The organism is Phenylobacterium sp. (assembly GCF_036563285.1).
GTDB lineage: Bacteria > Pseudomonadota > Alphaproteobacteria > Caulobacterales > Caulobacteraceae > Phenylobacterium.
On record NZ_DATCMR010000006.1, the window covers coordinates 657,040 to 679,841 of the forward strand.

The 22,802-nt window shown below is 71.2% G+C and carries 18 protein-coding genes; 10 read left to right on the forward strand and 8 right to left on the reverse strand.

The genetic code is table 11. From position 1 onward, the window contains the following. Nucleotides 1-68 precede the first annotated feature (68 nt). Nucleotides 69-2,039: a TonB-dependent receptor domain-containing protein gene (locus VIL76_RS08120; protein ID WP_332044501.1), complete on the forward strand. Its 1,971-nt coding sequence runs from the start codon at nt 69-71 to the stop codon at nt 2,037-2,039. Between the two features lie 42 nt (nt 2,040-2,081). Here the strand turns inward: VIL76_RS08120 and VIL76_RS08125 are convergent, their stop codons facing one another. Continuing rightward, nucleotides 2,082-2,627: a hypothetical protein gene (locus VIL76_RS08125; RefSeq protein ID WP_332044502.1), complete on the reverse strand. Its 546-nt coding sequence runs from the start codon at nt 2,625-2,627 to the stop codon at nt 2,082-2,084. Between the two features lie 120 nt (nt 2,628-2,747). Here VIL76_RS08125 and VIL76_RS08130 point away from each other — a divergent pair, with 120 nt between their 5' ends. Beyond that, nucleotides 2,748-3,704, forward strand: a complete 957-nt coding sequence (locus VIL76_RS08130) for an alpha/beta hydrolase (protein WP_332044503.1) — start codon at nt 2,748-2,750, stop codon at nt 3,702-3,704. A 42-nt stretch (nt 3,705-3,746) separates the two neighbouring features. Here VIL76_RS08130 and VIL76_RS08135 read toward each other — a convergent pair whose 3' ends face one another. Beyond that, nucleotides 3,747-4,442, reverse strand: coding sequence for an energy transducer TonB (locus VIL76_RS08135; protein ID WP_332044504.1), 696 nt, complete (start codon nt 4,440-4,442; stop codon nt 3,747-3,749). Nucleotides 4,443-4,581: 139 nt separating this feature from the next. Between VIL76_RS08135 and VIL76_RS08140 the strand changes: the two genes are divergently transcribed. Beyond that, complete coding sequence (locus VIL76_RS08140) at nt 4,582-5,409, forward strand: transglycosylase SLT domain-containing protein (protein WP_332044505.1); 828 nt, start codon at nt 4,582-4,584, stop codon at nt 5,407-5,409. Nucleotides 5,410-5,546: 137 nt separating this feature from the next. On the opposite strand, the gene VIL76_RS08145 is transcribed toward VIL76_RS08140, so the two are convergent. Beyond that, nucleotides 5,547-6,743, reverse strand: coding sequence for a CaiB/BaiF CoA-transferase family protein (locus VIL76_RS08145; protein WP_332044506.1), 1,197 nt, complete (start codon nt 6,741-6,743; stop codon nt 5,547-5,549). 50 nt (nt 6,744-6,793) lie between these two features. Next, nucleotides 6,794-8,569, reverse strand: coding sequence for an ATP-binding protein (locus tag VIL76_RS08150; RefSeq protein ID WP_332044507.1), 1,776 nt, complete (start codon nt 8,567-8,569; stop codon nt 6,794-6,796). 172 nt (nt 8,570-8,741) lie between these two features. Between VIL76_RS08150 and VIL76_RS08155 the strand changes: the two genes are divergently transcribed. Both VIL76_RS08155 and VIL76_RS08160 read left to right on the forward strand, forming a co-directional pair. Beyond that, nucleotides 8,742-9,887 carry a DUF2336 domain-containing protein gene (locus VIL76_RS08155; RefSeq protein ID WP_332044508.1) on the forward strand — a complete coding sequence of 382 codons (1,146 nt, stop codon included), beginning with the start codon at nt 8,742-8,744 and terminating at the stop codon, nt 9,885-9,887. Nucleotides 9,888-9,925: 38 nt separating this feature from the next. Further along, on the forward strand, nt 9,926-10,711 hold the full coding sequence (locus tag VIL76_RS08160; protein WP_332044509.1) for an NUDIX domain-containing protein: 786 nt from the start codon (nt 9,926-9,928) through the stop codon (nt 10,709-10,711). Between the two features lies 1 nt (nt 10,712). Here the strand turns inward: VIL76_RS08160 and VIL76_RS08165 are convergent, their stop codons facing one another. The 4 genes from VIL76_RS08165 to VIL76_RS08180 all read right to left on the reverse strand — a co-directional run bounded on the left by VIL76_RS08165 (nt 10,713) and on the right by VIL76_RS08180 (nt 14,560). Next, nucleotides 10,713-11,942 (reverse strand): alpha/beta hydrolase, encoded by a 1,230-nt coding sequence (locus VIL76_RS08165; protein WP_332044510.1) that lies wholly within the window; start codon nt 11,940-11,942, stop codon nt 10,713-10,715. A 102-nt stretch (nt 11,943-12,044) separates the two neighbouring features. After that, entirely contained in the window at nt 12,045-12,506 is a 462-nt protein-coding gene (locus VIL76_RS08170) for an Hpt domain-containing protein (RefSeq protein WP_414695421.1), read from the reverse strand. Nucleotides 12,507-12,608: 102 nt separating this feature from the next. Next, nucleotides 12,609-13,391, reverse strand: a complete 783-nt coding sequence (locus tag VIL76_RS08175) for an NAD kinase (RefSeq protein ID WP_332044512.1) — start codon at nt 13,389-13,391, stop codon at nt 12,609-12,611. A 44-nt stretch (nt 13,392-13,435) separates the two neighbouring features. Next, nucleotides 13,436-14,560, reverse strand: coding sequence for a DUF2336 domain-containing protein (locus tag VIL76_RS08180; protein WP_332044513.1), 1,125 nt, complete (start codon nt 14,558-14,560; stop codon nt 13,436-13,438). A 113-nt stretch (nt 14,561-14,673) separates the two neighbouring features. On the opposite strand from VIL76_RS08180, the gene glpK reads away from it, so the two are divergent. The 5 genes from glpK to VIL76_RS08205 all read left to right on the forward strand — a co-directional run bounded on the left by glpK (nt 14,674) and on the right by VIL76_RS08205 (nt 22,788). Beyond that, nucleotides 14,674-16,170 carry a glycerol kinase GlpK gene (glpK, locus tag VIL76_RS08185; RefSeq protein ID WP_332044514.1) on the forward strand — a complete coding sequence of 499 codons (1,497 nt, stop codon included), beginning with the start codon at nt 14,674-14,676 and terminating at the stop codon, nt 16,168-16,170. A 17-nt stretch (nt 16,171-16,187) separates the two neighbouring features. Continuing rightward, the gene (locus tag VIL76_RS08190; RefSeq protein ID WP_332044515.1) at nt 16,188-17,096 is read left to right on the forward strand and encodes an aminoglycoside phosphotransferase family protein; all 909 of its coding nucleotides are present in this window, start codon (nt 16,188-16,190) and stop codon (nt 17,094-17,096) included. Nucleotides 17,097-17,152: 56 nt separating this feature from the next. After that, a complete protein-coding gene (locus VIL76_RS08195; RefSeq protein WP_332044516.1) occupies nt 17,153-17,923 on the forward strand; it encodes a class II aldolase/adducin family protein in 771 nt (256 codons plus the stop codon). A 156-nt stretch (nt 17,924-18,079) separates the two neighbouring features. Then, nucleotides 18,080-19,546 (forward strand): efflux RND transporter periplasmic adaptor subunit, encoded by a 1,467-nt coding sequence (locus VIL76_RS08200; RefSeq protein ID WP_332044517.1) that lies wholly within the window; start codon nt 18,080-18,082, stop codon nt 19,544-19,546. Beyond that, nucleotides 19,546-22,788, forward strand: a complete 3,243-nt coding sequence (locus VIL76_RS08205; protein WP_332044551.1) for an efflux RND transporter permease subunit — start codon at nt 19,546-19,548, stop codon at nt 22,786-22,788. The genes VIL76_RS08200 and VIL76_RS08205 overlap by 1 nt, the downstream gene beginning before the upstream one ends. Nucleotides 22,789-22,802: the final 14 nt, after the last annotated feature.

Consider the following 22,802-nt stretch of genomic DNA (forward strand, 5'->3'; position numbering starts at 1 on the left):
AAACCCGGCGCGCGTGAGGCGAGGCGCCGCCTTACCCGGTGAGGCGATGCCTTATTCGGGAACTCGCCTTGCACCAGCTTAGCGTTGGCCGCCGTTGCGGCCTGGGCTGCGGCGCCGCGGCCGCGGCCCTGATCTGTCTCTCGTCCGGAGCCGCCCACGCCCAGCGCGCCGACGAGAACGTGGTCAAGTCCGCCGATGACGCCTTCGGCGCCAGCCTCGGCAATGAGCGGATTGGGCTCTACAGCGACTCCGACGCCCGCGGCTTCAGCCCCGTCGCGGCGGGCAACATCCGCCTCGAAGGGCTCTACATCGACAATCCGACCGGGTTCTCCAGCCGGCTGGTCTCGGGCTCCACCCTGCGCGTCGGCATCGCCGCGCAGGGCTATCCCTTCCCGGCGCCGACCGGCCTGGCGGACTACACGCTGCGGCGGGTGGGGGAGGCCGGCGTCGTCAGCGCGATCGCAACGCTCGGGCCGTTCGGCACGCGCGGCCTCAGCCTCGACACCCAGCAGCCGTTCCTGGACGGGGGGCTGGGCTTCGCCGGGGGGATGGCGTACCGGCGTGACGAGCCCACCCCGGGCGCGGCGGATGAAACTTTCGCCATCGGCGGCGTGCTGCACTGGCGGGCCAGCGAGCGGCTGCTGATCCAGCCATTCGCCGCGCGGTTCGATCTGCCCAGCCTGCGCTCGCCTCCCCTGGTGTTCACCGACGGCGCAGTGGAGCCGCCGCCTTCGCCGGCGCGCAACCTCAGCCCCCGCTGGCTCAAGAGCAGCGCGGTCCGGGGGCTGTACGGCGCACTGGCGACCTACGAGGCCAACGACGCCTGGACCGTGAAGGCGGGCCTGTTCCGCGTCGATAACGAAACCGAGGCGGGTCGCACGGGGCTGCTCATGAACACCCAGCCGGACGGCGCGGTGGACCGCTTCGTCGCCGCCAGCGCGGAGCAGACCTTCGCCTCCACCTCGGGAGAGCTCCGCGCCACCTGGGAGGCGCAGGAGGGGCCGCGCCGCCAGGCGGTCCATCTCTCGGTGCGGGGGCGCGCCGCGGAGCGCGACTATGGCGGCAGCGTGCTGCACCCCCTGGGCCCGGGGAGTCTCTACGAGGATGCCGGCGACCTGCCGGAGCCGGCGTTCGCCCTGGGTCCGCACAGCCGCGACCAGGTGCGCCAGACGACCCTCGGCCTGGCGTACGCCGGCGGCTGGGCCGGTCGCGGCGAGCTGAGGCTGGGCCTGCAGAAGGTGGATTACCGCAAGACGGTCCTGGCGCCCGGCCTGCCCGAGGTGGTCTCCACCGACGACCCCTGGCTCTATGACGCGGCCCTGGCCGTGCAGCTCACCAGCCGGCTGTCGGCCTACGCCGGCTACACCGTCGGGCTGGAAGAGAGCCCTGTCGCTCCCGAGAACGCGGTCAACCGCAACGAGGCGCCGCCGGCGCTGCGCACCAGCCAGAAGGACGCCGGTATCCGCTACCGGCTGGGGCCCGCCATGACCCTGGTCGCGGGCCTCTTCGACGTCCGCAAGCCCTACTTCAACCTAGACCCGGCGCGGGTCTACCGGCAGCTGGGCGAGGTGCGCCACCGCGGCATGGAGCTTTCGCTGGCGGGCAGCCCGATGGCCGGGCTGCGCGTGGTGGCCGGCGCGGTGCTGCTGGACGGCGAGGTCAGCGGCGAGCTGGTGGAGCTCGGCCGGATCGGACCCCGCCCGGTGGGGCAGACCGAGCGGCGCGTCCTGCTGAACCTGGACTACGAGTTGCCATGGTGGCCGGCGCTCTCGATCGACCTGGCGATGAGCAGCACGGGCGACCGCGCCGCCAGCAGCGCGCCGTGGCCGCAGTTGGGGGGCAAGCAGTTCATCCTGCCCGGCCGCACCACGATCGATCTCGGCGGCCGCTGGAGGTTCCGCACGCCGCTCGCGCGCGGGGTGCTGCGGGTGCAGGTGCAGAACCTGACGGACAACCGGGACTGGGACGTCGCCTCGAACGGCGCCTTCATCATCACCAGCCCAAGGCGGGTATCCGCCTCGGTGACGGTGGATTTCTAAGGCCCCGACCAGGCCCGGGGGCCGACGACGGCGGAGCGCGGGCTAGCGGATCCGCCGGTCGACGGCCAGCCAGTTGGTCTCCCAGCTCTGCCCGGCGTCGCCTGAGAAGGCCTGCTCGAACCGCGCCTCGGTCGGCGACAGCACGGTGATCACGAAGCGCACCAGGATCGTGCGGCCGTTCAGGGTATCCTGGCCCACGAACGTCCCGCGCCCCTTGCCATCGAAGGCGCCGAAGACCGGCGCGGTCAGGAGCCCGTCGGCCAGGCTCACGTAGTTCACGCTCCATTGGCCGCTCTTCGGGTTGTAGAGCCTCAGCGAGCCGCCTTCGATCCGGCCGGCGGGCCCCGCGACGTCCAGCTCCACCAGGTTTGCCCGGCCGCCCATCAGCGGTTTCACCAGGCTGCGCCCGCGGTACTCCACCCACTTCGCCGGCTGACCCGATAGCGGATTGGCCAGCACCCGCACCTCGGTCGTCCAGTCGCCGATCTCGAAGTCGAAGTCGTGTCGCCCGTCTCGCGCAGGCTCGGCATGGGCGGCGAGGGGCGAGAGCGTCAGCAACGCAGCGGCGGCCAGGGCGCGGAGAACCATCGGGGTCAGCTCCTTCGGGCGGGCGGGTGGAACGATCGCTCCAGCTGGTCTCCCATATTTCGGCGCCGTCTGCGGCGTGAATGTGTAGTTTGCCCCGACAAGACATCGGGGGGACCGTCCATGAACAGGGTATGGAGCGCGGCGCTCGCCTTGGCGCTGGCCGCCGGCGCCGGCGCCGGCGCCGTGGCGCAGGTTCCGGCACAGCCCGCCGCCGATCCGGGCCCGCCGCTCAGCGGCTATCCCCGCAGGGCCCTTCGAGCGCCGACGCCCGCGGAACTGAAGACGGCCACCTACGTGCGCGACGTCATCTACGGTCACCGCGACGGCATGGCGCTAACCTACGACGTCTTCAGGCCGGTGCGGAACGCCAATGGCGCGCTGGTGGTCAACATGGTGTCCGCCGGCTGGAGATCGTCGTGGGCCCCGCCGGAAGAACGCCAGGCCCGCTATCAGGCGCTGATCGACAAGGGCTTCACCGTGGTGGCGCTCTACCATTCCTCGGCGCCGCGCTTCCAGGTTCCGGACGCGGTCACCGATGTCCGGCTCGGGATGCGCCACATCAAGCGGCATGCCGCCGACTACGGCGCCGATCCCGCGCGGATCGGCGTGTGGGGCGCGAGCGCCGGCGGCCATTTGGCGCTCGTCGCCGGCATGATGGCGGACGACGGAAATCCGGCGGCCGCCAATCCCCTGGAGCGTTCAGGCAATCGCGTCGCGGCCGTGGTCGCCTACTTCCCGCCCACCGACCTGGCCGCGCTCCTGAAGGGTCGCACCAAGGGCGGCGCCATCGACTTCGACGACAAGCTCCTCCCGTCGGTCTCGCCCATCTTCAGCGTGGATGCGCGGGATCCGCCGACGCTGATCCTGCACGGCGACGCCGACAAGGGTGTCCCGCCTGCCCAGGCCCAGGTGATGCAGGCGGCCCTCGACAAGGCTGGGGTCGAGAACAGGCTGACGATGTTCGCGGGGGCCGACCACGACTTCTATGTCAAGGGCGACCCGGCCAGGACCGACGCCTACGCCACCGAGGCCATGAACGCGATGGTCGGCTGGTTCGAGCGCCACCTGAAGAAGTAGTTCGAACCGATCGCCATGCAGCGCGCAGCGCCGGTCGCGGCCTCAGTTCAGGCGGAACTGGATCGGAACCACCAGGATGCCCCCGTCCACCGGTTTGCCGTCGATGGTCTTGGGCGCGATCTGGAGGTAGCGGGCGAGCTTCAGGGCGGCTTGGCCGAAGCCCATGTTGTCGGGCGCCTCCCCGGTGACGCGGCACTCGCGCAGTTGCCCGCTGGCGAGCACTGAGCAGGTGATCTCCGCCTCGCCCTCGCGGCCCAGGCGCATCGCGCGCTCGGGATAGAAGCGGGCGAAGTCGCCGGCATCGGGGCGGCGCACCCACTGGGGATTGCGGATGATCGGGTCGCGCGGCGGAGCGGGCGGCGTGGTCTGCACCGGCGGGTCGAAGGTGGTGACCGGCCCGGTAAGGACTGGGGCCTGGTCGTTGGGCGGTGCGAAGTCCTGCGGCGGGATCGGCGGGTTCAGGGGCGGCGCGGTGTTGTGGATCGGCGGCGTCTGTGGCGGTGGCGGCTGCGGGGAATCGGCAGGCGGGGGCGGGTCCTTCGGCGTGACGAACGGGATTTCCCAGATCGGCGGCTCCTCGATCGCCGGGGGCGGCGGCCCTTGGAATTTCAACATTGCAATGTACGCGCCGATCGCGACATGCACGGCGATGGAGAAGCCCACCGCGACCGTGAGCGGCGAGGCGCCCTTGTGCCGGGGTCCACCGAGGGAAATGGGGAAGGCCTGACGGATAACCACGACGTTCACTCCCTGTCAGTTGCTTGCACGCAACAATATTACAAGACAGATAAGAACGCCGAAGTTCCCGAACGTCAAGCGGGAGGCTTGCGGCTTATGGTTAGCGGCGCATTAACCATGACGGGGCGACTCCTGGGGCATGGCCGTTCAGGGAATCCGAGGGGTGGTGGAGGCGGCGATCTCGCGCGCCTCGAAGGCCACGGGTGTGGACTTCTCGTTCCTGATGAAGACCGCCGGCCGCGAGAGCGGCATGAACCCGCACGCCAAGGCCGGGACCTCCTCGGCCGCGGGCCTGTTCCAGTTCGTCGAGCAGACCTGGCTGCAGACGCTCAAGACCCACGGCTCGAAGTACGGCTACGCCCGCTACGCCGAGCTGATCTCCCGCGGCGCCGACGGCAAGTTCCACGTGAGCGGCGGCGAGGCGCGCCGCGCGGTCATGGACCTGCGACTCGATCCCCACGCCGCCTCGCTGATGGCCGGCGAGCTCGCCTCCGACCACGCCGCCTACCTGAAGGGCCGTACGGGCCGCGCGCCCACCGCCGGCGAGCTCTACGCCGCCCACTTCCTGGGGCCGCAGGGCTCGGCGAAGCTTATCGAGGCCGTGCAGACGAGGCCCGGCGCCTCGGCCGCCTCGCTGTTCCCGGACGCGGCGCGCGCCAACAAGTCGATCTTCTACCGCGAGGGCCGCGCGGCCTCGGTCGCCGAGGTCTACGCCAACCTCACCAAGACCGGCGGCGCCCAGAGGGCCGTCGAGGTTCCCGACGCCCCGGCCGACGAGGACGGCGGCTTCATGCAGTACGCCTCGGCCCGCCGAGCCGAGCGCATCCGCGAGCAGGAGGCCCTGGTGGCCCTGATCCTGCGTGGCGCCCAGCCCGCCGACCAGGCCGGCATCGGCTCGCGCCTGACCGGCTCGCTGTTCACCAGCGAGATGCTGAAGCTCCTGCAGGACGGCCGCGAAGACAGCTGATCGTATTTTTTGGGGTCAGCGGCCCGGCGAGATACACTACGAGAGGATCTTTCTCATTGTGTATCAGCCACTTACGCAACTCCGAGAGTTGTCGCGCTGAGTCGTGGAAATAGGCCTGCCGCGGCGTGTAACATCGCCTAGGCCGCGGCCCCTGCCGCGAACAGCCGCTCGATCTCCGCCTCGCCGTAGCCGATCTCGGCCAGCACCTGGCGGGTGTGCTCGCCAAGTTTCGGGCTGGGCGGCCGGACCGTCGCGTCGGCGCCCGGGAAGCGGGCCGGGGCCGCGGGGTTCGGGAACGTCCCGCCCTCGCCGTTCTCCACCTGCACCAGCGCGCCGGACGCCGCCACCTGCGGGTCCGCGGCCACGTCCGCCGGCGTCTGCACCGGCGCCCAGACCAGGTCGGCCGCATCGAGCCTTCGTGCGACCTCCTCGAAGGGAAGGGCCGCGAACGCCGCGTCCAGCTCGGCCACCAGCTCGCGGGTGTTCTCCCGCCGGGATCGTCCGGTGGCGAAGCGCGGGTCCTGGACCAGGTCCGGCCGCCCGGCCACCTCGCAGAAGGTCTCCCAGCCGCCGTTGCCGCCGCGCGGGTTGTGCACGAACCAGCGGCCATCGGCGCTCTTGAAGAAGGTGGCGATGGGGTTGATCGGATTGTCCCGCGTCCGGTTCGACGCGAGGCGCCCGAACTTCAGCTGCACCGCCAGGTCGGAGCCCATCACGTAGACGCCGGTCGCCAGCAGCGAGGTCTGCACCAGCCGCCCCTGGCCGGTCTTCTCCCGCTCGTACAGCGCCGCAAGGATCGCCGAGACCGTCGCCAGCGCGGTGGTGTGGTCGCCCATGCCCGACCGCAGCATGAAGGGATCGGTCCCCTTCGGCGCGGTCATGTTGGCTACCCCTGCTCGGGCCCAGAACGCGGTGACGTCGAAGCCCGGTTTGTGGGCGTCCGGCCCCTCCAGCCCGTAGCCGGTGATCACCGCATAGACGAGCCGCGGGTTCGCCTGCTTGAGGCTGTCGTAGTCGAGCCCGGCGCGCTTCAGCGCCGCGGGCCGGACGTTGGTCAGGAACACGTCCGCCGTCTGCGCCAGCTTCGCCAGCGCGTCGCGGCCCTCCGGCTTGGAGATGTCGAGCACGATCCCGCGCTTGCCGCGGTTGTCGAGGTCGAAGGTCGGGTTGCCGGAAAGCTCGCTCTTCACGTCGGCGAACGCGGCCCGCATGGTGTCGCCGCCCGGCCGCTCGACCTTGATCACCTCGGCGCCCCAGTCGCCCAGGATGCAGCACGCGCCGGGTCCTGCGATGTAGCTCGCGAACTCGACCACCTTCACGCCTTCCAGCAGCACCGGCGTTCCCCCTTGTCGTTGTGGGGGCACTCTAGACCGGCGCCGCAGCGTTAGGCCACGGCGCGGTCGTGGGTGGGGCTCGCCTGGGCGTCCGCGATCGCGCGGGCCACGGCCGGGACCGTGAACGGCTTGCGCAGCAGGGCGCCGGCCCCGGCCGCCAGGCAGTCGTTGGCCTCCTCCGGATCGCCCCCGATCAGGGCTACGACCGGCGTCGAGGCCGCCTTGCCGTCGAGGGCCCGGAGCGCGCGGATGGTCTGCGGCCCGTCCAGCCCCGGCATCCGGGCGTCGATCATCAGCAGGTCCAGGTCGCAGACGCGGGCGAGCTCCACGGCCCGCTCGCCGCCCTGGGCGTGCACCACCTGGTGCCCGAGCTGCTCGAGCTGGGCCCGCAGCATGGCCGCCGACAGCGCCTCGTCCTCGGCGACCAGGATGCGCAGCCGCCGCTCGGGAGCCCCTGAAGGCTCGACGAGGTCGTCCCCTCGCGCCTGGGCCGCCGCGTCGTACGGCAGCTCGAGGGTGAAGCAGGAGCCCACGCCGACGGCCGAGTGCGCCCGCAGCTCGCCGCCCATCAGCCGGGCGAGCTGCCGGGCAAGTGTCAGGCCCAGCCCCGCGCCGCTGGCGCCGGCGCTGACTCGGGCGATGCGCTGGAACGGCTCGAAGGCCAGCGCCAGCTCTTCGTCGGACAGGCCGGGGCCGGTGTCGACCACCTCGATTGCGATGCGGTTAGGCGAGGGCAGCGAGACCCGCGCCTCCACCCGGCCGCGGACGGTGTACTTGACGGCGTTGCCGACCAGCGCGCCGAGCACCTGGCGCACCCGCGCCGGGTCCGCGATGGCGGCGCCGGCCTCGCGGGCGGCGAGGTCCACCTCCACGTGCACCGCGATCTCCAGCCCCTTCGCCGCAGCCTGCGGGCGCTGCAGCAGGACGAGGTCGCGCACCAGGGCCGCGGCGTCCACCGGCTGCGGCTCGACGGTCAGCCGGCCGGCTTCGGCGGTCTCGGCGTCGAGGGTGGTGTTGAGCACCCCCAGCAGGTCGTTGGCCGCATCCAGCGCGGCCGCGAGCTGGGCCCGTGACGGCGCGGCGCGCCCGCCCTTGCCGGCGGCGGCGGCCAGCACGTGGGCGACGCCGGTCAGGCCGTTGCGGATCTCGTCGCCGAGGGTGCCCACCAGGTCGGACTTGGAGCGGGCAAGCCGCCGCGCGGCCTCCGCCTGCTCGGCCCGCTCGGCCATCAGCACCTCGCGCTCGGCCGCCAGCGCGAACTGGCGCCGCAGGATGCGGTTGACCAGCAGGGCCAGCGCCAGGGCGAGCGCCGCCGCGCCCCAGCCGATCTGCGCGTGCTCGCGGGTCTCGGGCCGGCTGAACAGGAAGTAGAGCGGCCCCGCGAGCGCCGCCGGCGCAACGATCAGCAGGCTGGGCAGCCAAGGCGCCGTGAAGATCACGCACACCACGGCCGCGGCCAGGGAGGTGAGCAGCAGGGTCTCGCGCACCGCGCCGGCGCCGTGGGCGAAGGCGGCGATCTGGGCGATGGTCCCGGCCCACAGCAGCCCGCCCAGGATCTGCACCCGCGCCCGGCGCTTCGCATCGGCCGCGGCCGGCGACTTCAGCCAGTCCATGATCGCGAAGAAGGCGCCCCAGGCGACGGCGAAGTTGACGAAGGAGCCGGTCATCCAGGCGGCGTTGGCCGCATAGCTCCCGGCCCACACGTAGACCGGCAGGCTTATGCCGAACACGGCCAGGGCGTAGGGTAGGAGGGCAGTCTGCGCCTGCAGCGCCTGCTCGCCAATGGAGCGGCCGTGCGCCTCGTCCTCAACCTTACTGCCCAGCACGTGCGCGCCCCTCGGCTGTTTCGCCGCAGAGGATAAGGCTGGCGCGGTTGGCGCAGGGTTACGCGGGATCGTTAATCCCCAGATTCGGTCGGCAACCCCTCGTTAAGCATGACCGTGGGAGCATCGACTCGTGGGACTCCGGGGGTCTCACAGGGGTGGGGTTTCGACGGGCATGGCGACTACGCGCGCGGCGCTGACGGAGGAGGACATCCGTACGCTCGTGCGCGGCGCGACCGCCGACGAACGCGCCGCCGCGGCGCAGAAGCTCTGCCGCACGATCGACAAGACGCCGCTGGGCGAGGACGAGCGCACCCTGGCCGCGGAGATCCTGCGCATCATGGCCGCCGACGCGGCCGAACTGGTGCGCCGGGCGCTCGCCGTCAGCCTGAAGGACTCGCCGCTGGTGCCGCGGGACGTGGCCCTGAAGCTGGCCCGCGACGTCGAGAGCGTGGCCCTGCCGATGCTCAGCTTCTCGCCGACGTTCACCGACGACGACTTGGCCGAGATCGTGCGGCTGGGTGGGCCGGTGCGCCAGCTCGCCATCGCCAAGCGGCCGGCATTGTCGCGCAAGGTCACCGACGCCATCGCCGAGCACGGCCAGGAGCGCGCCGTCGCGACCGCCTGCTCCAACGATGGCGCGGACTTCGCCGAGCGCTCGCTGCAGAAGGTGGTCGACCGGTTCGAGACGTCGGAGCGCGTGCTCGCCGCGGTGGCCTACCGCCGCGTGCTGCCGCTGTCGGTCACCGAGCGCCTCGTCCGGATGGTCAGCGACCAGGTTCGGGACCACCTGATCAGCAAGCACGCGCTCTCCCCCGAGACTGCCCTGGAGCTGGCCATGAGCGCCAGCGAGCGGGCGACGGTGGACCTCGTCGACCAGGCCGGCCGCACGGCCGACGTGAAGGGCTTCGTGGCGCACCTGGCCCAGGCCCAGCAGCTCACCGCCTCCCTGCTGCTCCGCGGGTTGGCTCAGGGGCACATGACCTTCTTCGAGTGGGGCGTGGCCGAGCTCGCGGGCGTGCCGCACCACCGCACCTGGCTGATGATCCACGACGCAGGGCCGCTCGGCCTGCGGGCGATCTACGAGCGGGCCGGGCTGCCGGCGCGGCTCTTCCCGGCCTTCCGAGCCGGCGTCGACACCTACCACTCGATGGAGTTCGACGGCGGCGCCCGTGACCGGGAACGCTTCCAGGAACGCATGCTCCAGCGCTTCCTCACCCAGCCGCAGGCGGCCGGCCGCGAGGACGTGGAGTACCTGATCGACAAGATGGACTCGGTGTCCAAGGCCGCGCGCAAGGGCGCGATCCGCGAGAGCGCCTGAGGGTTGCCGCGCCGGGCGTGAGCCCGCAAGCTGGGGCGATGTCCGAAGCCGCCGCGTCGTCCGAGATCAAGCCTGCCGCCACCATCCTGTTGCTCCGGGACCATCCGGGCTTCGAGGTGCTGATGGTCAAGCGGCACCACCAGATCGACTTCGCCTCAGGAGCCCTCGTGTTTCCGGGCGGCAAGAGCCATGCGGGGGACCACGACGCGGCGTGGGCTGACCACGCCGTGGGCTACGGCGACTTCGACGCCGACCAGCGGGCGCTGCGCATCGCCGCGATCCGCGAGGTCTTCGAGGAGGCCGGCATCATCCTGGCCAGACGGTCGGACGGCTCGCCCATGGGCGGCGAGGCCTGCCCGATGGAGGTGCGCGAGGCGGTGGACGCCGGCCGCACGGCGTTCCTGGACGTGGTGAAGGACCTCGACGCCCGGCTCGATCTCGACGCGCTGACTGTCTTCGCGCGCTGGATCACGCCCCCGCTGACGCCGAAGCGCTTCGATACCTGGTTCTATGCGGTGAAGGCGCCTGACGATCAGCTTGCGGCCTGCGACGGCCGCGAAACGGTCGACGCCGAGTGGATCGCCCCTTCGGAGGCCTTGCGCCTGGCGGAGACCGGCGAGCGCAAGGTGATTTTCCCGACCCGGATGAACCTGAAGCTGCTGGCGGAGGCGTCGAGCGCCGCCGATGCGGTGGCGAGGGCGGCGGCGCGGACCTTGGTCACCGTCCAGCCGCAGATCCAGAGCCGCGCGAGCGGGCGCGTGCTCGTCCTGCCCCCCGACGCCGGCTACGGGGTGGTGGAGGAGCCGCTCGAACGGGTGATGTGACCTAAGGCCTGCGCGGCGTAGGCGGCGGGTCGCCGGGCGCGGGCTGCACGGCCTGGTCCGAGGTGAGGTGGCGCCACAGCCAGTCGGCGGCGGCGTTCGCCCCGGTCTCGAAGGCGTTGCTGGTCACCGTCCGCCCCTGAGCGTCGACGTAGCTGTTCACATAGATCTCGAAGTGGGTGACGGCGGGCACGGTGACGAAGTTCACCGGCACGCCCTTGGCCTGCAGCGGCGCGAGGCCGGGCTTCATCACCTCTGGCTGGCCGCTCAGCTCCTCGAACTCGGCCATCACCACCTGGGTCGGCCGGTTGATCAGCATGGCCCAGGCGCGGTGGAAGGGCGGGTCGCCCTGGTCCAGGTCGATGGCCACGCGCCGCGAGAAGCCGGTCACCATCTCGCCGCCGCGTCCGGTCCGCGCGCGCCGGATGGAGTCCTGCAGGCCGCCCGGAGGGCCCATCTTCGTGAAGGTGGCGGGTCCCTGGAAGGCAGGGATCTGCACGGAGACGGCTTTCACCCGGACGTCCTGGCCCGCCACGGCGAGCGCATTGCCGCCGGCGTAGCTCGAGCCCCAGACGCCGATGCGGTTGGGGTCCACCCCGGGCTCGCCCTGGATGTAGGAGATGGCATTGCGCATGTCGCGCTGCTGGTCCGTGGCGGAGAGCCGGGTGCGCACCATCTCCACCTCCGTCGTCACCACTCGCGTCTTACCCTCCGTGTCGCGCTTGCTGGAGCCGCCGACCCGCAGGGGCTTCGGGAGTCGCGGGACGCCGTCGCTGGCGCCCCAGCCGCGATAGTCGATCACCATCGCCACCAGTCCTCGCTCGGCCATGCGGGCGCCGTACTTCTCGATGGAGTAGTGCGTTCCCGCCCAGCCCTGGGCGAGCACGACGGCGGGCGCCTTACCGTCCGGCCGGAAGCCCTTGGGATAGAAGATCTTGGCGTAGCAAGGCACGCCCTCGCTCCACCAGACCACCTCCTTGAAGGTTACGCCCGGCGCAAGGGTATAGACATAGTCCGGCGCCCAGAGGCCGCCTTTGTAGGGTCGGCCCGTGCGGGCGTTCGGTGGGCCGAGCTCGTTGGGGACCTGGGTCACGGTGAGCGGCGTGCGCGGCGGCGCCGGCGGGGCGACCACATCGCGGCCCTCGACATCGGGCTGGATCGTCTGCGGCCTGTCCGAAGGCGCGCTCGCCCCGGCGGCCTGTAGCAGGAGGGCGGCAACGAGCGCCGTGATCATGGTGGTGTGGCTCCCCGCGGCCCGTGTCTCGTTGCACGGGTCCTCGCGCGGCCACTATCCCGCCGGGCGGAAATCACCGCAAGACGGCGAAGGCGACGAGGTCTAGGCGCCCGTTTCGGCGACGCGGGCTTCCAGTTCCTGGACGAGGACGCGGCCCACCGGGTGGTCCTCTTCCTTGATGTCGTCGCGGACCGCGGCCTTGATGGCGTCGATGTGGGCGTCGACGAGCGGCATGGGCGCGCCGATGCGCTTCTCCTTGTCGTCGATCAGTCGGCACAGGGAAGCCGCAATGCGGGTGATGATCGGGAAGCCGTAGGTGGCGCCCAGGCCCTTCAGGTCGTGGCAGCGCAGGTAGAGGCTTTCCATAGTCTCCGCGGAGACGCCCTCGGTGCGCACGACCTGGCGAGCGGCCTCGAGCTTGGTGATCTCGTCGGCCAGCCACTGGGCGAAATTGCCGGACAGGCTCTTCAGAGCGGCTTCGGCCTTGGCGATCGCCGCCGGGTCGATGCCGCCCAGCCGACCGCCGCCGACCTTGGCCCCGAGCTTGTTCGGGACCTGGATCATCTGACCGGTGTTCTGCTGGCTCACGAGCGAAGCCTCCGTCCGAATTGCACGGCAAGGTAAAGCCCACCCGTTAACAACCTATGATGTGCAACCCACGGTTTCTTAAGCCGAAAACTGTTCCGCCAGGACCCGTTCCTCAAGGCTGTGGCCGGCGTCGAACAGCATCGTCATGGCCAGCGCGCGGTCCTCGGCCACTTCCACGCGCAGCACGTCGCGGACCTCGAAGTTGTCGGCCACGGCGCTGACCGGCCGCTTGTCGGCCTCGAGGATCTCGAAGATCACCTTGGCCGTGTGCGGCAGCAGGGCGCCGCGCCAGCGACGTGGGCGAAACGCGCTGATCGGCGTCAGCGCCAGGACCCGGGCAGCCAGCGGGATGATCGGGCCATGGGCGGACAGGTTGTAGGCTGTCGACCCGGCGGGCGTCGCCACCAGGGCCCCGTCGCAAGAGAGCTCGGTCATGCGGACCACGCCGTCGATGGAGATGCGCAGCTTCGCCGTCTGGCGGGTCTGGCGCAGCAGCGAGACCTCGTTGATCGCCAGCGCCTCATGGCTCTTGCCGTGCAGGCACCGGGCCTGCATGCGCAGCGGATGGATGAGCGCCCGCTCGGCGGCGTTGATCCGCTCCAGCAGGCCGTCCTCGGAGTATTCGTTCATGAGGAAGCCGACCGAGCCGCGGTTCATGCCGTAGATCGGCTTGCCGCTCTGCATGTGCCGGTGGAGGGTCTCCAGCATGAAGCCGTCGCCGCCGAGGGCGACCACGACCTGCGCCTCGTTCTCGCCGGCGTCTCCGTAGCGGCTGGCCAGCCGCTCGCAGGCCTCCTGGGCCTCGGGGCGGTCGGAGGCGGCGAAGGCGAGCCGCGTCACCATGGGCTTGGGGTCGTACATCGGGCTTGAAAAGCCGCCAACGAGGGCCGCTTGTCAAACCGGCTTCAGCCGGCGCGGGCGGCCTGCCGGAAGGCGGCGCCGGCGACCTGCGGCGTGACCGGCCCGAAGGCGCCGGCCGCCTTGCGCGCGCCCTCTGCGCCGCCGGAGGGACGGCCGCCGTTCAGCTCGCGCACCATGTGCAGGATGGTCGGGAAGACGCTGCGGTCGATGCCGACGGCGGCGCAGGCCAGGCCCAGGAGCTCGGGCCGGTCGGAATCGATGGCGCGCCGGATGTGGTCGGTTTCGAAGCGGCCCAGCATGGCCAGCGCCGTGCAGAACAGCGAAAGCCGGCCTTCCCGCAACGCGCGGACGAGGTAGCCGGGCCGCAGCTGGCCGGCCGCGTGCAGCTTGTCGATGAGCTTGCGCTCCATCTCCTCGCGCTCGCCCTGGCGGGCAACCACCAGGAGGCCTTCCTTGTCCGTCGACGGCGTCCCGCCGTGCGCCTCGGCCACCGCGTCGCCCAGCGCCTGGTCGAGCTTGGCGGTGTCGAGCCGGAAGCGGTCGGCCAGCGCATGGCGCAGCGACTGTCCCACCCAGACGTACAGGGACAGCGACAGCTCGGCCGAAAGCCGGGGGTGGCGGGCGAGCGGCGAGCGCAGGGCGGCCACCTTCTTCGCCTGCTCCACCATCAGGCGCATGTCGTTGTCGGTCATCTCCGCCGACAGGTTGTTGGCGAGCGCGGTGAGCACGGCGGGCTCGGCCTGGCGCAGGATCGCGGCGACGACCACACCGCCCACCTGCGGCCGTCGGGCGACCTCGATCTGATGCTCGATAGTGGCCTCGACCAGAAGGCGCACGAGGTCGTGGTCCTTCAGGACGGGGCTGCAGCGGATGACCGGCCGGGCGATCTCGATCTCGTCGAGGGCCAGCACATTGATGAGCGCCGGAGGCGCCCAGTCCGCATGGGCGAGCTTCTCGGCCAGTCGCTGGCGAATGTCCCGCTCGGCCTCGACCACCAGGCCCATGAAGATGGAGGAGAGCAGCTCCTGGGTGGCGGGCGCCTTCATCACCTCGGCATCGCCGTCTGCGGCGCACAGGTCGGTAATGGCCATGAGCAGGCGCTCGCGGTCGGCCGGCGCGCGGCTTCTCACGAGATCCATCAGCTGCTGGCGGGTCGCCCCTGGGCTCAAGGCCCTAACCCCCTCTTGGACGTCCGGACTCGGACGGCTCGCTGGGAATCTCCTCCACCGCGGTGAAAACATGCTTAAAGGGCGTGCACCATGTTTGGGGAGGACGCCGACGCATGGCCGAGCCGCTGATCCTGGCGCTGGACCAGGGCACCACCTCGACCCGGGCCATCCTGTTCGACCGCCAGGGCCGGGCGCTGGCCGAGGCTGGCCGGCCGCTGCAGCAGCATTATCCGGCCGACGGCTGGGTCGAGCACGACGCCGAGGAGATCTTCCAGGCCTGCGTCGAGGTCCTGAAGGAGGCGGTGCAGAAGGCCGCCCGAAGTCTCGACGACGTCGCGGCCATCGGCATCACCAACCAGCGCGAGACGGTCGTGGTCTGGGAGAAGGTCACGGGCCGCCCCATCCATAACGCCATCGTCTGGCAGGACCGCCGCACGGCCGACGCCTGCGAGCGGTTGCGCGGGGAGGGCCGGGAGGGGCGGGTCACCGAGATCACCGGCCTGCTGCTCGACCCCTATTTCTCGGGCACGAAGATCGCCTGGCTGCTGGATCATGTGGACGGCGCCCGCGCCCGCGCCGAGGCTGGCGAGCTGCTGGCGGGGACCATCGACGCCTGGGTGATCTGGAAGCTCACCGGCGGCCGCGTCCACGCCACCGACGCCACCAACGCCTCGCGCACGCTCGTTTACGACATCCGCAGGGGCGAGTGGTCGGCAGAGATGGGCGAGATGCTGCGGGTGCCGCTGGCGCTGATGCCGGAGGTCGGCGACTGCGCCGGGGACTACGGCGAGACGGAAGCCGGCGTGCTCGGCCGGGCGGTTCCGATCCGCGGCGTGGCCGGCGACCAGCAGGCGGCGCTGATGGGGCAGGGCTGCATCCGGCCCGGCGAGATGAAGGCCACCTACGGGACCGGGTGCTTCATGCTGGTGAACACCGGCGAGGCCGCCCCGGTGTCCCAGGCGCGGCTGCTGACCACCATCGCCGCACGCGTCGGCGGCCTCACGACCTACGCCTTGGAAGGCGCGATCTTCATCGCCGGCGCGGCCGTGCAGTGGGTGAACGAGGGCCTTGGCGTGAAGGGCGGCCCGCAGGCGGTGGAGCAGCTCGCCGCCTCCGCCCGGGACGACCACGGCGTGGTCCTGGTGCCGGCCTTCACGGGCCTTGGCGCGCCGTGGTGGGACGCAGGCGCCCGGGGTGCGCTCCTTGGGCTGACCCGCGACGCCGGCCTGCCCGAGATCGCCCAGGCGACGCTGGACGCCAGCGCGCTCCAGACCCGCGACCTCATCGAGGCGATGCGGGGCGACGCTCCCGAGGCGTTCGGGGAAGGTGTGGAGCTGCGGATCGACGGCGGAATGTCGCGCAGCCTGCTGTTCTCCCAGCGCCTGGCGGACCTGACCGGCGTCTGCGTCTGCCGGGCCACCTATCAGGAGACCACCGCGCTCGGCGCGGCCCTGTTCGCCGGACTGGGCGCTGGAATCTACCGCGACCTGGAGGAAGCCGCCGCCGCACGGCCGCAGACCGAGCGGTTCCCGCCGCAGATGGACCAGGAGCCCCGCGAGCGCGCCTACGCCCGCTGGACCGACGCCGTGGGCCGCGTGAGGTCGCGCTGATCGAGCTTCCGCCCCAGGTGACCCGCAACGCCCAGGCGCTGGGCGGCGCCTCCGCGCGCTGGGTGGAGACCCTGCCGGCGCTGGTGGCGGGGCTGTCCCGCGACTGGAGCTTGACGCTCGGGCCCACGTTGCACGGCGGAAGCAGCTCCTACGTGGCCGAGGCGCAGACCGCCGACGGCGAGGCCGCGGTGCTCAAGGTGGCCATGGCCGACTACGAGCCCATAGCGGGCGAGGTGGCCACACTCGAGCTGGCGCAGGGCCGGGGTTATGCGCGCCTGCTCGCCGCGGACCTTTCCCGCGGCGCCCTGCTGACGGAGCGTCTCGGCTTGGCGCTCGGCCGCCACGGGTACGGGCTGGAACGGCGGATGCAGGCGCTTGGCCAGGCCTTGCGCGCCGCATGGCGTCCCCTGGCGCATCCACCGACCGCATTGATGAGCGGCGCCGAGAAGGCCGCCTGGCACGTGGGTTTCGCCCCCCAGACCTGGGAGGCCACCGGGCGGCCGTGCTCCGAGCGACTGCTGGACCTGGTCCTGGCGTTCGCCCAGCGGCGGGGCGGCGCCTATGCGGCTGAAGCGGCGATGCTGTTGCATGGTGATCCACACGAGGCGAACGCCCTGGCCGATCCCGCCGCGCCGGGCGGTTTCCGGTTCGTGGACCCCGACGGCCTCTACGCCGAGCCGGCCTTCGACGTGGGCGCCCTGCTGCGCGACTGGACGGACGAGCTGCTGACCGCAGACCCGCTGGCGCTTGGCCGGTCCTGGTGCGAACAGCTGGCATCCCTCACCGGCGTTCCCGTCGAAGCCGCCTGGGAGTGGGCGGTCATCGAGCGGACCTCCACCGGTTTGCTCCTGATGAAGCTCGGCGCGGAAGCCGAGGGACGCCGCACGCTGGCGGTGGCGGAGGCCTGGGCGAAAGGGTCGGCTTGACGCCTCGCGCCTGGGAGCGGAGTCTTGCGCCCGCTGAATTCACGAGGAGACCTCCCATGGCGGACGGATCGGTAGCGGACGTCGTTTCGCTGAAGGGCAAGGTGAGCGCGGACGAGTGGCAGACCCGCGTGGATCTCGCCGCGCTTTACCGGCTGGTGGCTCTGCACGGATGGGACGACCTCATCTACACCCACATCTCGGCCCGCATCCCGGGACCGGAGCACCACTTCCTGATCAATCCCTACGGCCTGCTGTTCGAAGAGATCACCGCCTCGTCGCTGGTGAAGGTCGATCTCGACGGCAACGTGCTGCAGGAGACGCCGTACTTCATCAATCCGGCGGGGTTCACCATCCACTCGGCGATCCACGCGGCGCGCGAGGACGCCCGCTTCGTGATGCACCTGCATACCGACCAGGGCGTCGCGGTGGCGGCGCAGGCTGAGGGATTGCTGCCCCTCTCGCAGCACGCTCTCATCGTGCTGCCGAGCCTGGCCTACCACGACTACGAGGGCATCGCGCTGAACCTCGACGAGCGCGAGCGGCTGGTCGCAGATGTCGGCGAAAAGACGCTGATGTTGCTGCGCAATCACGGAACCCTGAGCGTCGGTGACACGGCGGCGAACTGCTGGATCGGGATGTACTACCTCGAGCGGGCCTGCAAGCAGCAGGTGATGGCGCTGGCCGGCGGCCGCGCCACCGTGCTGCTCGCGCCGGACGCATCGCAGGCGGAGGTCCGCAACCAGGTTTCGCGCGGGATCGGCGGGGCGCTGGCCTGGCCGGCGTGCCTGCGCAAGCTGGATCGCGAGCTGCCCGGCTACGACGCCTAGGGGCGGCGCCTCTTCCAGAGGCGCCAACCCCCCTGTTTCACCCGCGAAACGCTCAGCCATCGTTCTGTCACTGGACGCGGTGTATCCGGCGCTCGTAAGAGCCTGCCTGATCAGCGTTTAGGCCCGGGACTTCTGTCGGGCACGGAGCACCCAGTTTTGCGTCGCCACTTCTTCCTCGTCGCCGCGGTTGCGGTCCTGCTGCTGATGATAGCGGTGGGCGGCTTCAAGCTGGCGACCCGCGAGAAGGGGCCGGGCGGCGGCGGCCCCGGCGGCGGGGCGATGGCCATGCAGGGCGGCGGTGGACCGCCCGGGAAGGGCGGCCCGATGATGAAGGGCGGCCGTGGTGGCTTCGGCGGCCCGGCGCAGGTCGCCGCCGCGGTGGTCCAGCCGCGCGCCTTCACCGACGCCATCGAGGTGCTCGGCGTGGCCAAGGGCCGCCGTTCGGTCACCCTGACGGCAGCCGCGACCCAGCTGGTGGAGCGCGTGCGGTTCTCCGACGGCCAGAGCGTGCCGGCCGGCGCCGTGCTCGTCGAGCTGCGCGACAACGAACAGACCGCGGGCACGGCGCAGGCCCAGGCGCGCCTTGTCCAGGCCCGCCGCGCCTACGAGCGCTACCGTCAATTGGGCGAGCGCGGGTTCGCCTCCAAGGCCCAGATCGACCAGGTCGAGGCCGCCTACCGTACGGCCCAGGCCGACGTCTCCGCGGCCCGGGCGCGGGAGAACGATCGGGTCATCCGCGCGCCGTTCTCCGGCGTCGTGGGGCTCTCGGACGTGACGCCGGGCGCCCTGGTGAACCCCGGCGCGCCGATCGTGACCCTCGACGACCTGTCGGCCATCCGCGTCGATTTCCAGGTGCCGGAGCGCTACCTGTCCCAGGTCGCCGAAGGCCAGGCGATCACCGCCGAGGTCGACGCCTATCCGGGCGAAGTGATCAACGGCCGGATTTCCCGCATCGACACCCGTGTTGACGAGCGCACCCGCGCCATCACCGCCCGCGCCGAGTTCCCGAACCCCGGGCGCCGGTTGAAGCCCGGCATGATGATCCGTGTCTCCATCTCCCGCGGCGTGCGCCAGAGTCTGGCCGCTCCGGAGTCAGCGGTGTCCGTGCAGGGCAACTCGGCCTTCGTCTACGTGATCCGCCAGATGGGCCAGCGCACGATGACCGAGCAGCGGCCGGTGGTCACCGGTATCCGCCAGGCCGGCTTCGTCGAGATACGTGAGGGCGTGCAGGCCGGCGAGCGCATCGTCGCCGACGGCCTCAACAAGGTGCAGCCCGGCATGCCGGTCCGCGTGGTGGGCGGCCGCGGTCCTGGCGGCCCGGGCCGGCCCGGAATGGGCGGACCGGGGGCTCCGGGCGGTGGCGCGGCCCCGGCCGCGGCCGGCGGTGCGGCGTCGCAAGGCGGCGGCCAAGGCGCCGCGGGCGGCGTCCAGCCCAGCCCGCAGATGCAGGCCGCGCGCCAGGCGATGATGCAGGCCTGCGCCGCTGACATGCAGAAGCTCTGCGCCGGCCAGGACGGCCGTGAGGCCTTCATGTGCCTGCGCCAGAACTCGGCCAAGGCGAGTCCGGCCTGCCAGGCCGCGCTGGCCAAGGCGCGTCCCGCTGGGGGGCAAGCCCGGTCATGATGCTTTCCGACCTTTCCGTCCGCAGGCCTGTCTTCGCCGCCGTCGCGGCGATCATCCTTTGCGTGGTGGGCCTGGCCTCCTTCACCGCCCTGCCGGTGCGCGAGCTGCCGAGCGTCGATCCGCCGGTTGTCTCGGTGGGCACCAGCTATCGCGGCGCCTCTGCGGAGGTCGTCGAGGAGCGGATCACCCAGGTGATCGAGCGCCAGGTGTCCGGCATCCAGGGTATCGACCGCGTGAACTCGTCGTCGCGGGACGGCTCCTCGCGGATCTCCATACAGTTCACCCTCGACCGCGACCTCGACCAGGCCGCCAACGACGTGCGCGACGCGGTGAGCCGCGTCGCCAACCAGCTGCCCGACCAGGCCGACCCGCCGCAGATCTCCAAGGCGAACGCCGACGGCGCGCCGATCATGTTGCTGGCGCTGACCTCGTCCACCCTCAACCGGATGCAGCTGTCGGACTACGCCAACCGCTACCTCGTGGAGCGGCTGTCGACGGTGCCCGGCGTGGCGCAGGTGGGCCTGGGCGGCGCCCAGTTCTACGCCATGCGCATCTGGCTCGACCCCGACCTGATGGCCTCGCGTGGCGTGACGGTGGACGACGTCCAGACGGCGCTGACCAACCAGAACCTCGAGCTGCCGGCCGGCGCCCTGGAAGCGCCCGCCAAGGACTTCACGATCCGCGTGGCGCGCGGCTACTCGCGGCCCGAAGAGTTCGCCCAGATGCCGATCGTGCCGGGCGGCCAGCGCGCGGCTACCGCCACCGGGACGGCCGCGGTCGGCGGGACGCAGGCCTCGGCAGGCGCGCCGAGCGGCGTGCGCTCGGCGGTCACGTCAGGCTCCAACGCGCAGGCCTACGTCACGCGCCTGGGCGACATCGCCCGCGTCGAGGAAGGCGCAGACGAATACCGTCGGCGCTTCCGCACCAACGGACAGGACCTCGTCGGCATCGCGGTCATGCGCCAGTCTCAGGCCAACGACCTCGAGATCTCCAACGGGGTGCGCAAGGCGCTCGAGGAGATCAACCCGACCCTTCCCAGGGGCACCAAGCTCGAGGTCTCGGTCGACTTCACCAGCTTCACGCGACACGCGATCCAGGAAGTCTGGATCACCATGGGCATCTCGCTCGCTCTGGTGGCGCTGGTGAACTTCATCTTCCTGGGGACGTGGCGCGCAGCGCTGATACCCTCGATTGTCGCCCCGATCTGCATCCTATCCACCTTCATCGTGCTGGCCCCGCTGGGCTTCTCGATCAACCTGCTGACCCTGCTGGCGCTGGTCCTCGCGATCGGCCTCGTCGTCGATGACGCCATCGTGGTGGTCGAGAACATCCAGCGGCGCGTCGACGAGGGGGAGCCTCCCGTGGTCGCCTCGCAGCGCGGCGCGCGCCAGGTGTTCTTCGCCGTCGTGGCGACGACCATCGTGCTGATCTCGGTCTTTGCGCCACTGATGTTCATGCCCGGCTTCATCGGCCGGCTGTTCGTCGAGCTGGCGGTCGCGGTCGCCGCGGCCGTCGCCTTCTCTGCGCTTCTGGCGCTCAGCCTCTCGCCGATGCTGGCGTCCAAGATCCTGCGCCCCGCCGCGGGCGAGGGGTTCATCGCCCGCAAGGTCGAGGCGGGGATGAACCGGCTGAAGGGGTCCTACCACGCCTCGCTGGACATGCTTCTGGGCAAGCGGATCGCCACGGTCACTGCGGGCGTGCTGGTGCTGGTTCTGGCCGTGATGGCCGGCGGGCTGTTCCAGATGCTGCCGAAGGAGCAGGTGCCCAACGAAGACCGCCGCCAGATCGGCATCAACATCCAGGCGCCCGAGGGAGCCGGCTTCGATTACACCATGCGCATCGCGCAGCAGGTCGAGCCCCGGCTGCTGGAGCTCGTGAAGAACGGAACCCTGGAGCGGTACGCCTTCTCGGCCCCCGGCTTCGGCGGGAACTCGTTCAACTCCGGCGGCGGCAACCTGATCATGCCGGAGGACAAGGGCAAGGGCCCCAGCTCGCAGGAGCTCTCCGCCCAGCTGAACCGCGAGTTCTCCTCGATCACTGGCGCCCGCGTCATCACCTCGGTGCGGCCCAGCCTTCAGCGTGGCGGCCCTGGCGGCGGCGGCGGCGGCTCGTTCATGGACCTCGTGCTGCTCGGCAACGAGTACGCCGAGATCAATGCGCAGGCGCAGCCGCTCCTGCAGGCGGCGCAAGAGAACCCCGGCATGTCCAGGCCGCGGATCGAGTACGAGCCCACCAGCCCGCGGGTGCTCGTGAACATCGACCGGGAGAAGGCGGCTGCGCTGGGCGTCTCGCCGGCCTCGGTGGGCCGCACCCTGCAGGCGCTGTTCGGATCGACGCGAACCACGACCTACATCAAGAACGGCCAGGAGTACGACGTCCTCCTGCAGACCGACCGCGCCAAGCGGCAGACCGAAGAAGACCTGCAGAGCGTCTACGTCCGCACGAACACCGGCTCGACCGTCCCGCTCGCCTCGGTGGTCACCACCCAGGTGGTGGGCGACACGCCCAACCGGCCCAGGCTGGACCGCCAGCGCTCGGTGACGCTCGCGGTGCAGCTGAACCCTGGCTACACGGTGGACGAGGCCATCAGGTTCTTCGAGGCCGAGATGGCCAAGCTGCCCCAGCAGCCCAACTACACCTGGGGCGGCACCGCCCGCGACTATGTGGAGGGCGGCAGCTCCGTTGCCCTAGCCTTCGGCCTGGCGCTGCTGCTGGTGTTCCTGGTGCTGGCCGCGCAGTTCGAGAGCTGGATCCACCCCGCGGTGATCATGCTGACGGTGCCGGTGGCGGCGCTGGGGGGGCTGTTCGGCCTCCTGATCGCCGGCTCCTCGATCAACATCTACAGCCAGATCGGCTTGATCATCCTCGTCGGCATCGCGGCGAAGAACGGCATCTTGATCGTGGAGTTCGCGAACCAGCTTCGGGACGAGGGGCTGTCGATACGCGAGGCAGTGATCGAGAGCGCCTCCATCCGCCTGCGGCCGATCATCATGACCTCGATCTCGGCGGCGGCCGGCGCCATCCCGCTGATCATATGGGGCGGGGCCGGCGGCGAGAGCCGGAAGACCATCGGCGTGACCATCTTCTCAGGGGCGATCTTCGCGACCCTGGTTACGCTCTTCATCGTGCCGGTCTTCTACAACCTGTTCGCGCGCTTCACGAAGTCGCCGCAGGCCACCGCCCGCCGCATCGAGGCCTTCGAGGAAGCCGAGAAGGCCCGCGTCGCCAACGCGGCCGAATAGGGTCTCGGGGGCGG

Bases quoted from the DNA above. Each gene is read 5' to 3' on its own strand.
- VIL76_RS08130 (WP_332044503.1), top strand. From the start codon at position 2,748: ATGAACAGGGTATGGAGCGCGGCGCTCGCCTTGGCGCTGGCCGCCGGC.
- glpK (WP_332044514.1), top strand. From the start codon at position 14,674: ATGGCCGAGCCGCTGATCCTGGCGCTGGACCAGGGCACCACCTCGACC.
- VIL76_RS08125 (WP_332044502.1), bottom strand. From the start codon at position 2,627: ATGGTTCTCCGCGCCCTGGCCGCCGCTGCGTTGCTGACGCTCTCGCCC.
- VIL76_RS08195 (WP_332044516.1), top strand. From the start codon at position 17,153: ATGGCGGACGGATCGGTAGCGGACGTCGTTTCGCTGAAGGGCAAGGTG.
- VIL76_RS08170 (WP_414695421.1), bottom strand. From the start codon at position 12,506: ATGATCCAGGTCCCGAACAAGCTCGGGGCCAAGGTCGGCGGCGGTCGG.
- VIL76_RS08205 (WP_332044551.1), top strand. From the start codon at position 19,546: ATGCTTTCCGACCTTTCCGTCCGCAGGCCTGTCTTCGCCGCCGTCGCG.
- VIL76_RS08140 (WP_332044505.1), top strand. From the start codon at position 4,582: ATGGCCGTTCAGGGAATCCGAGGGGTGGTGGAGGCGGCGATCTCGCGC.
- VIL76_RS08165 (WP_332044510.1), bottom strand. From the start codon at position 11,942: ATGATCACGGCGCTCGTTGCCGCCCTCCTGCTACAGGCCGCCGGGGCG.
- VIL76_RS08155 (WP_332044508.1), top strand. From the start codon at position 8,742: ATGGCGACTACGCGCGCGGCGCTGACGGAGGAGGACATCCGTACGCTC.
- VIL76_RS08160 (WP_332044509.1), top strand. From the start codon at position 9,926: ATGTCCGAAGCCGCCGCGTCGTCCGAGATCAAGCCTGCCGCCACCATC.
- VIL76_RS08175 (WP_332044512.1), bottom strand. From the start codon at position 13,391: ATGTACGACCCCAAGCCCATGGTGACGCGGCTCGCCTTCGCCGCCTCC.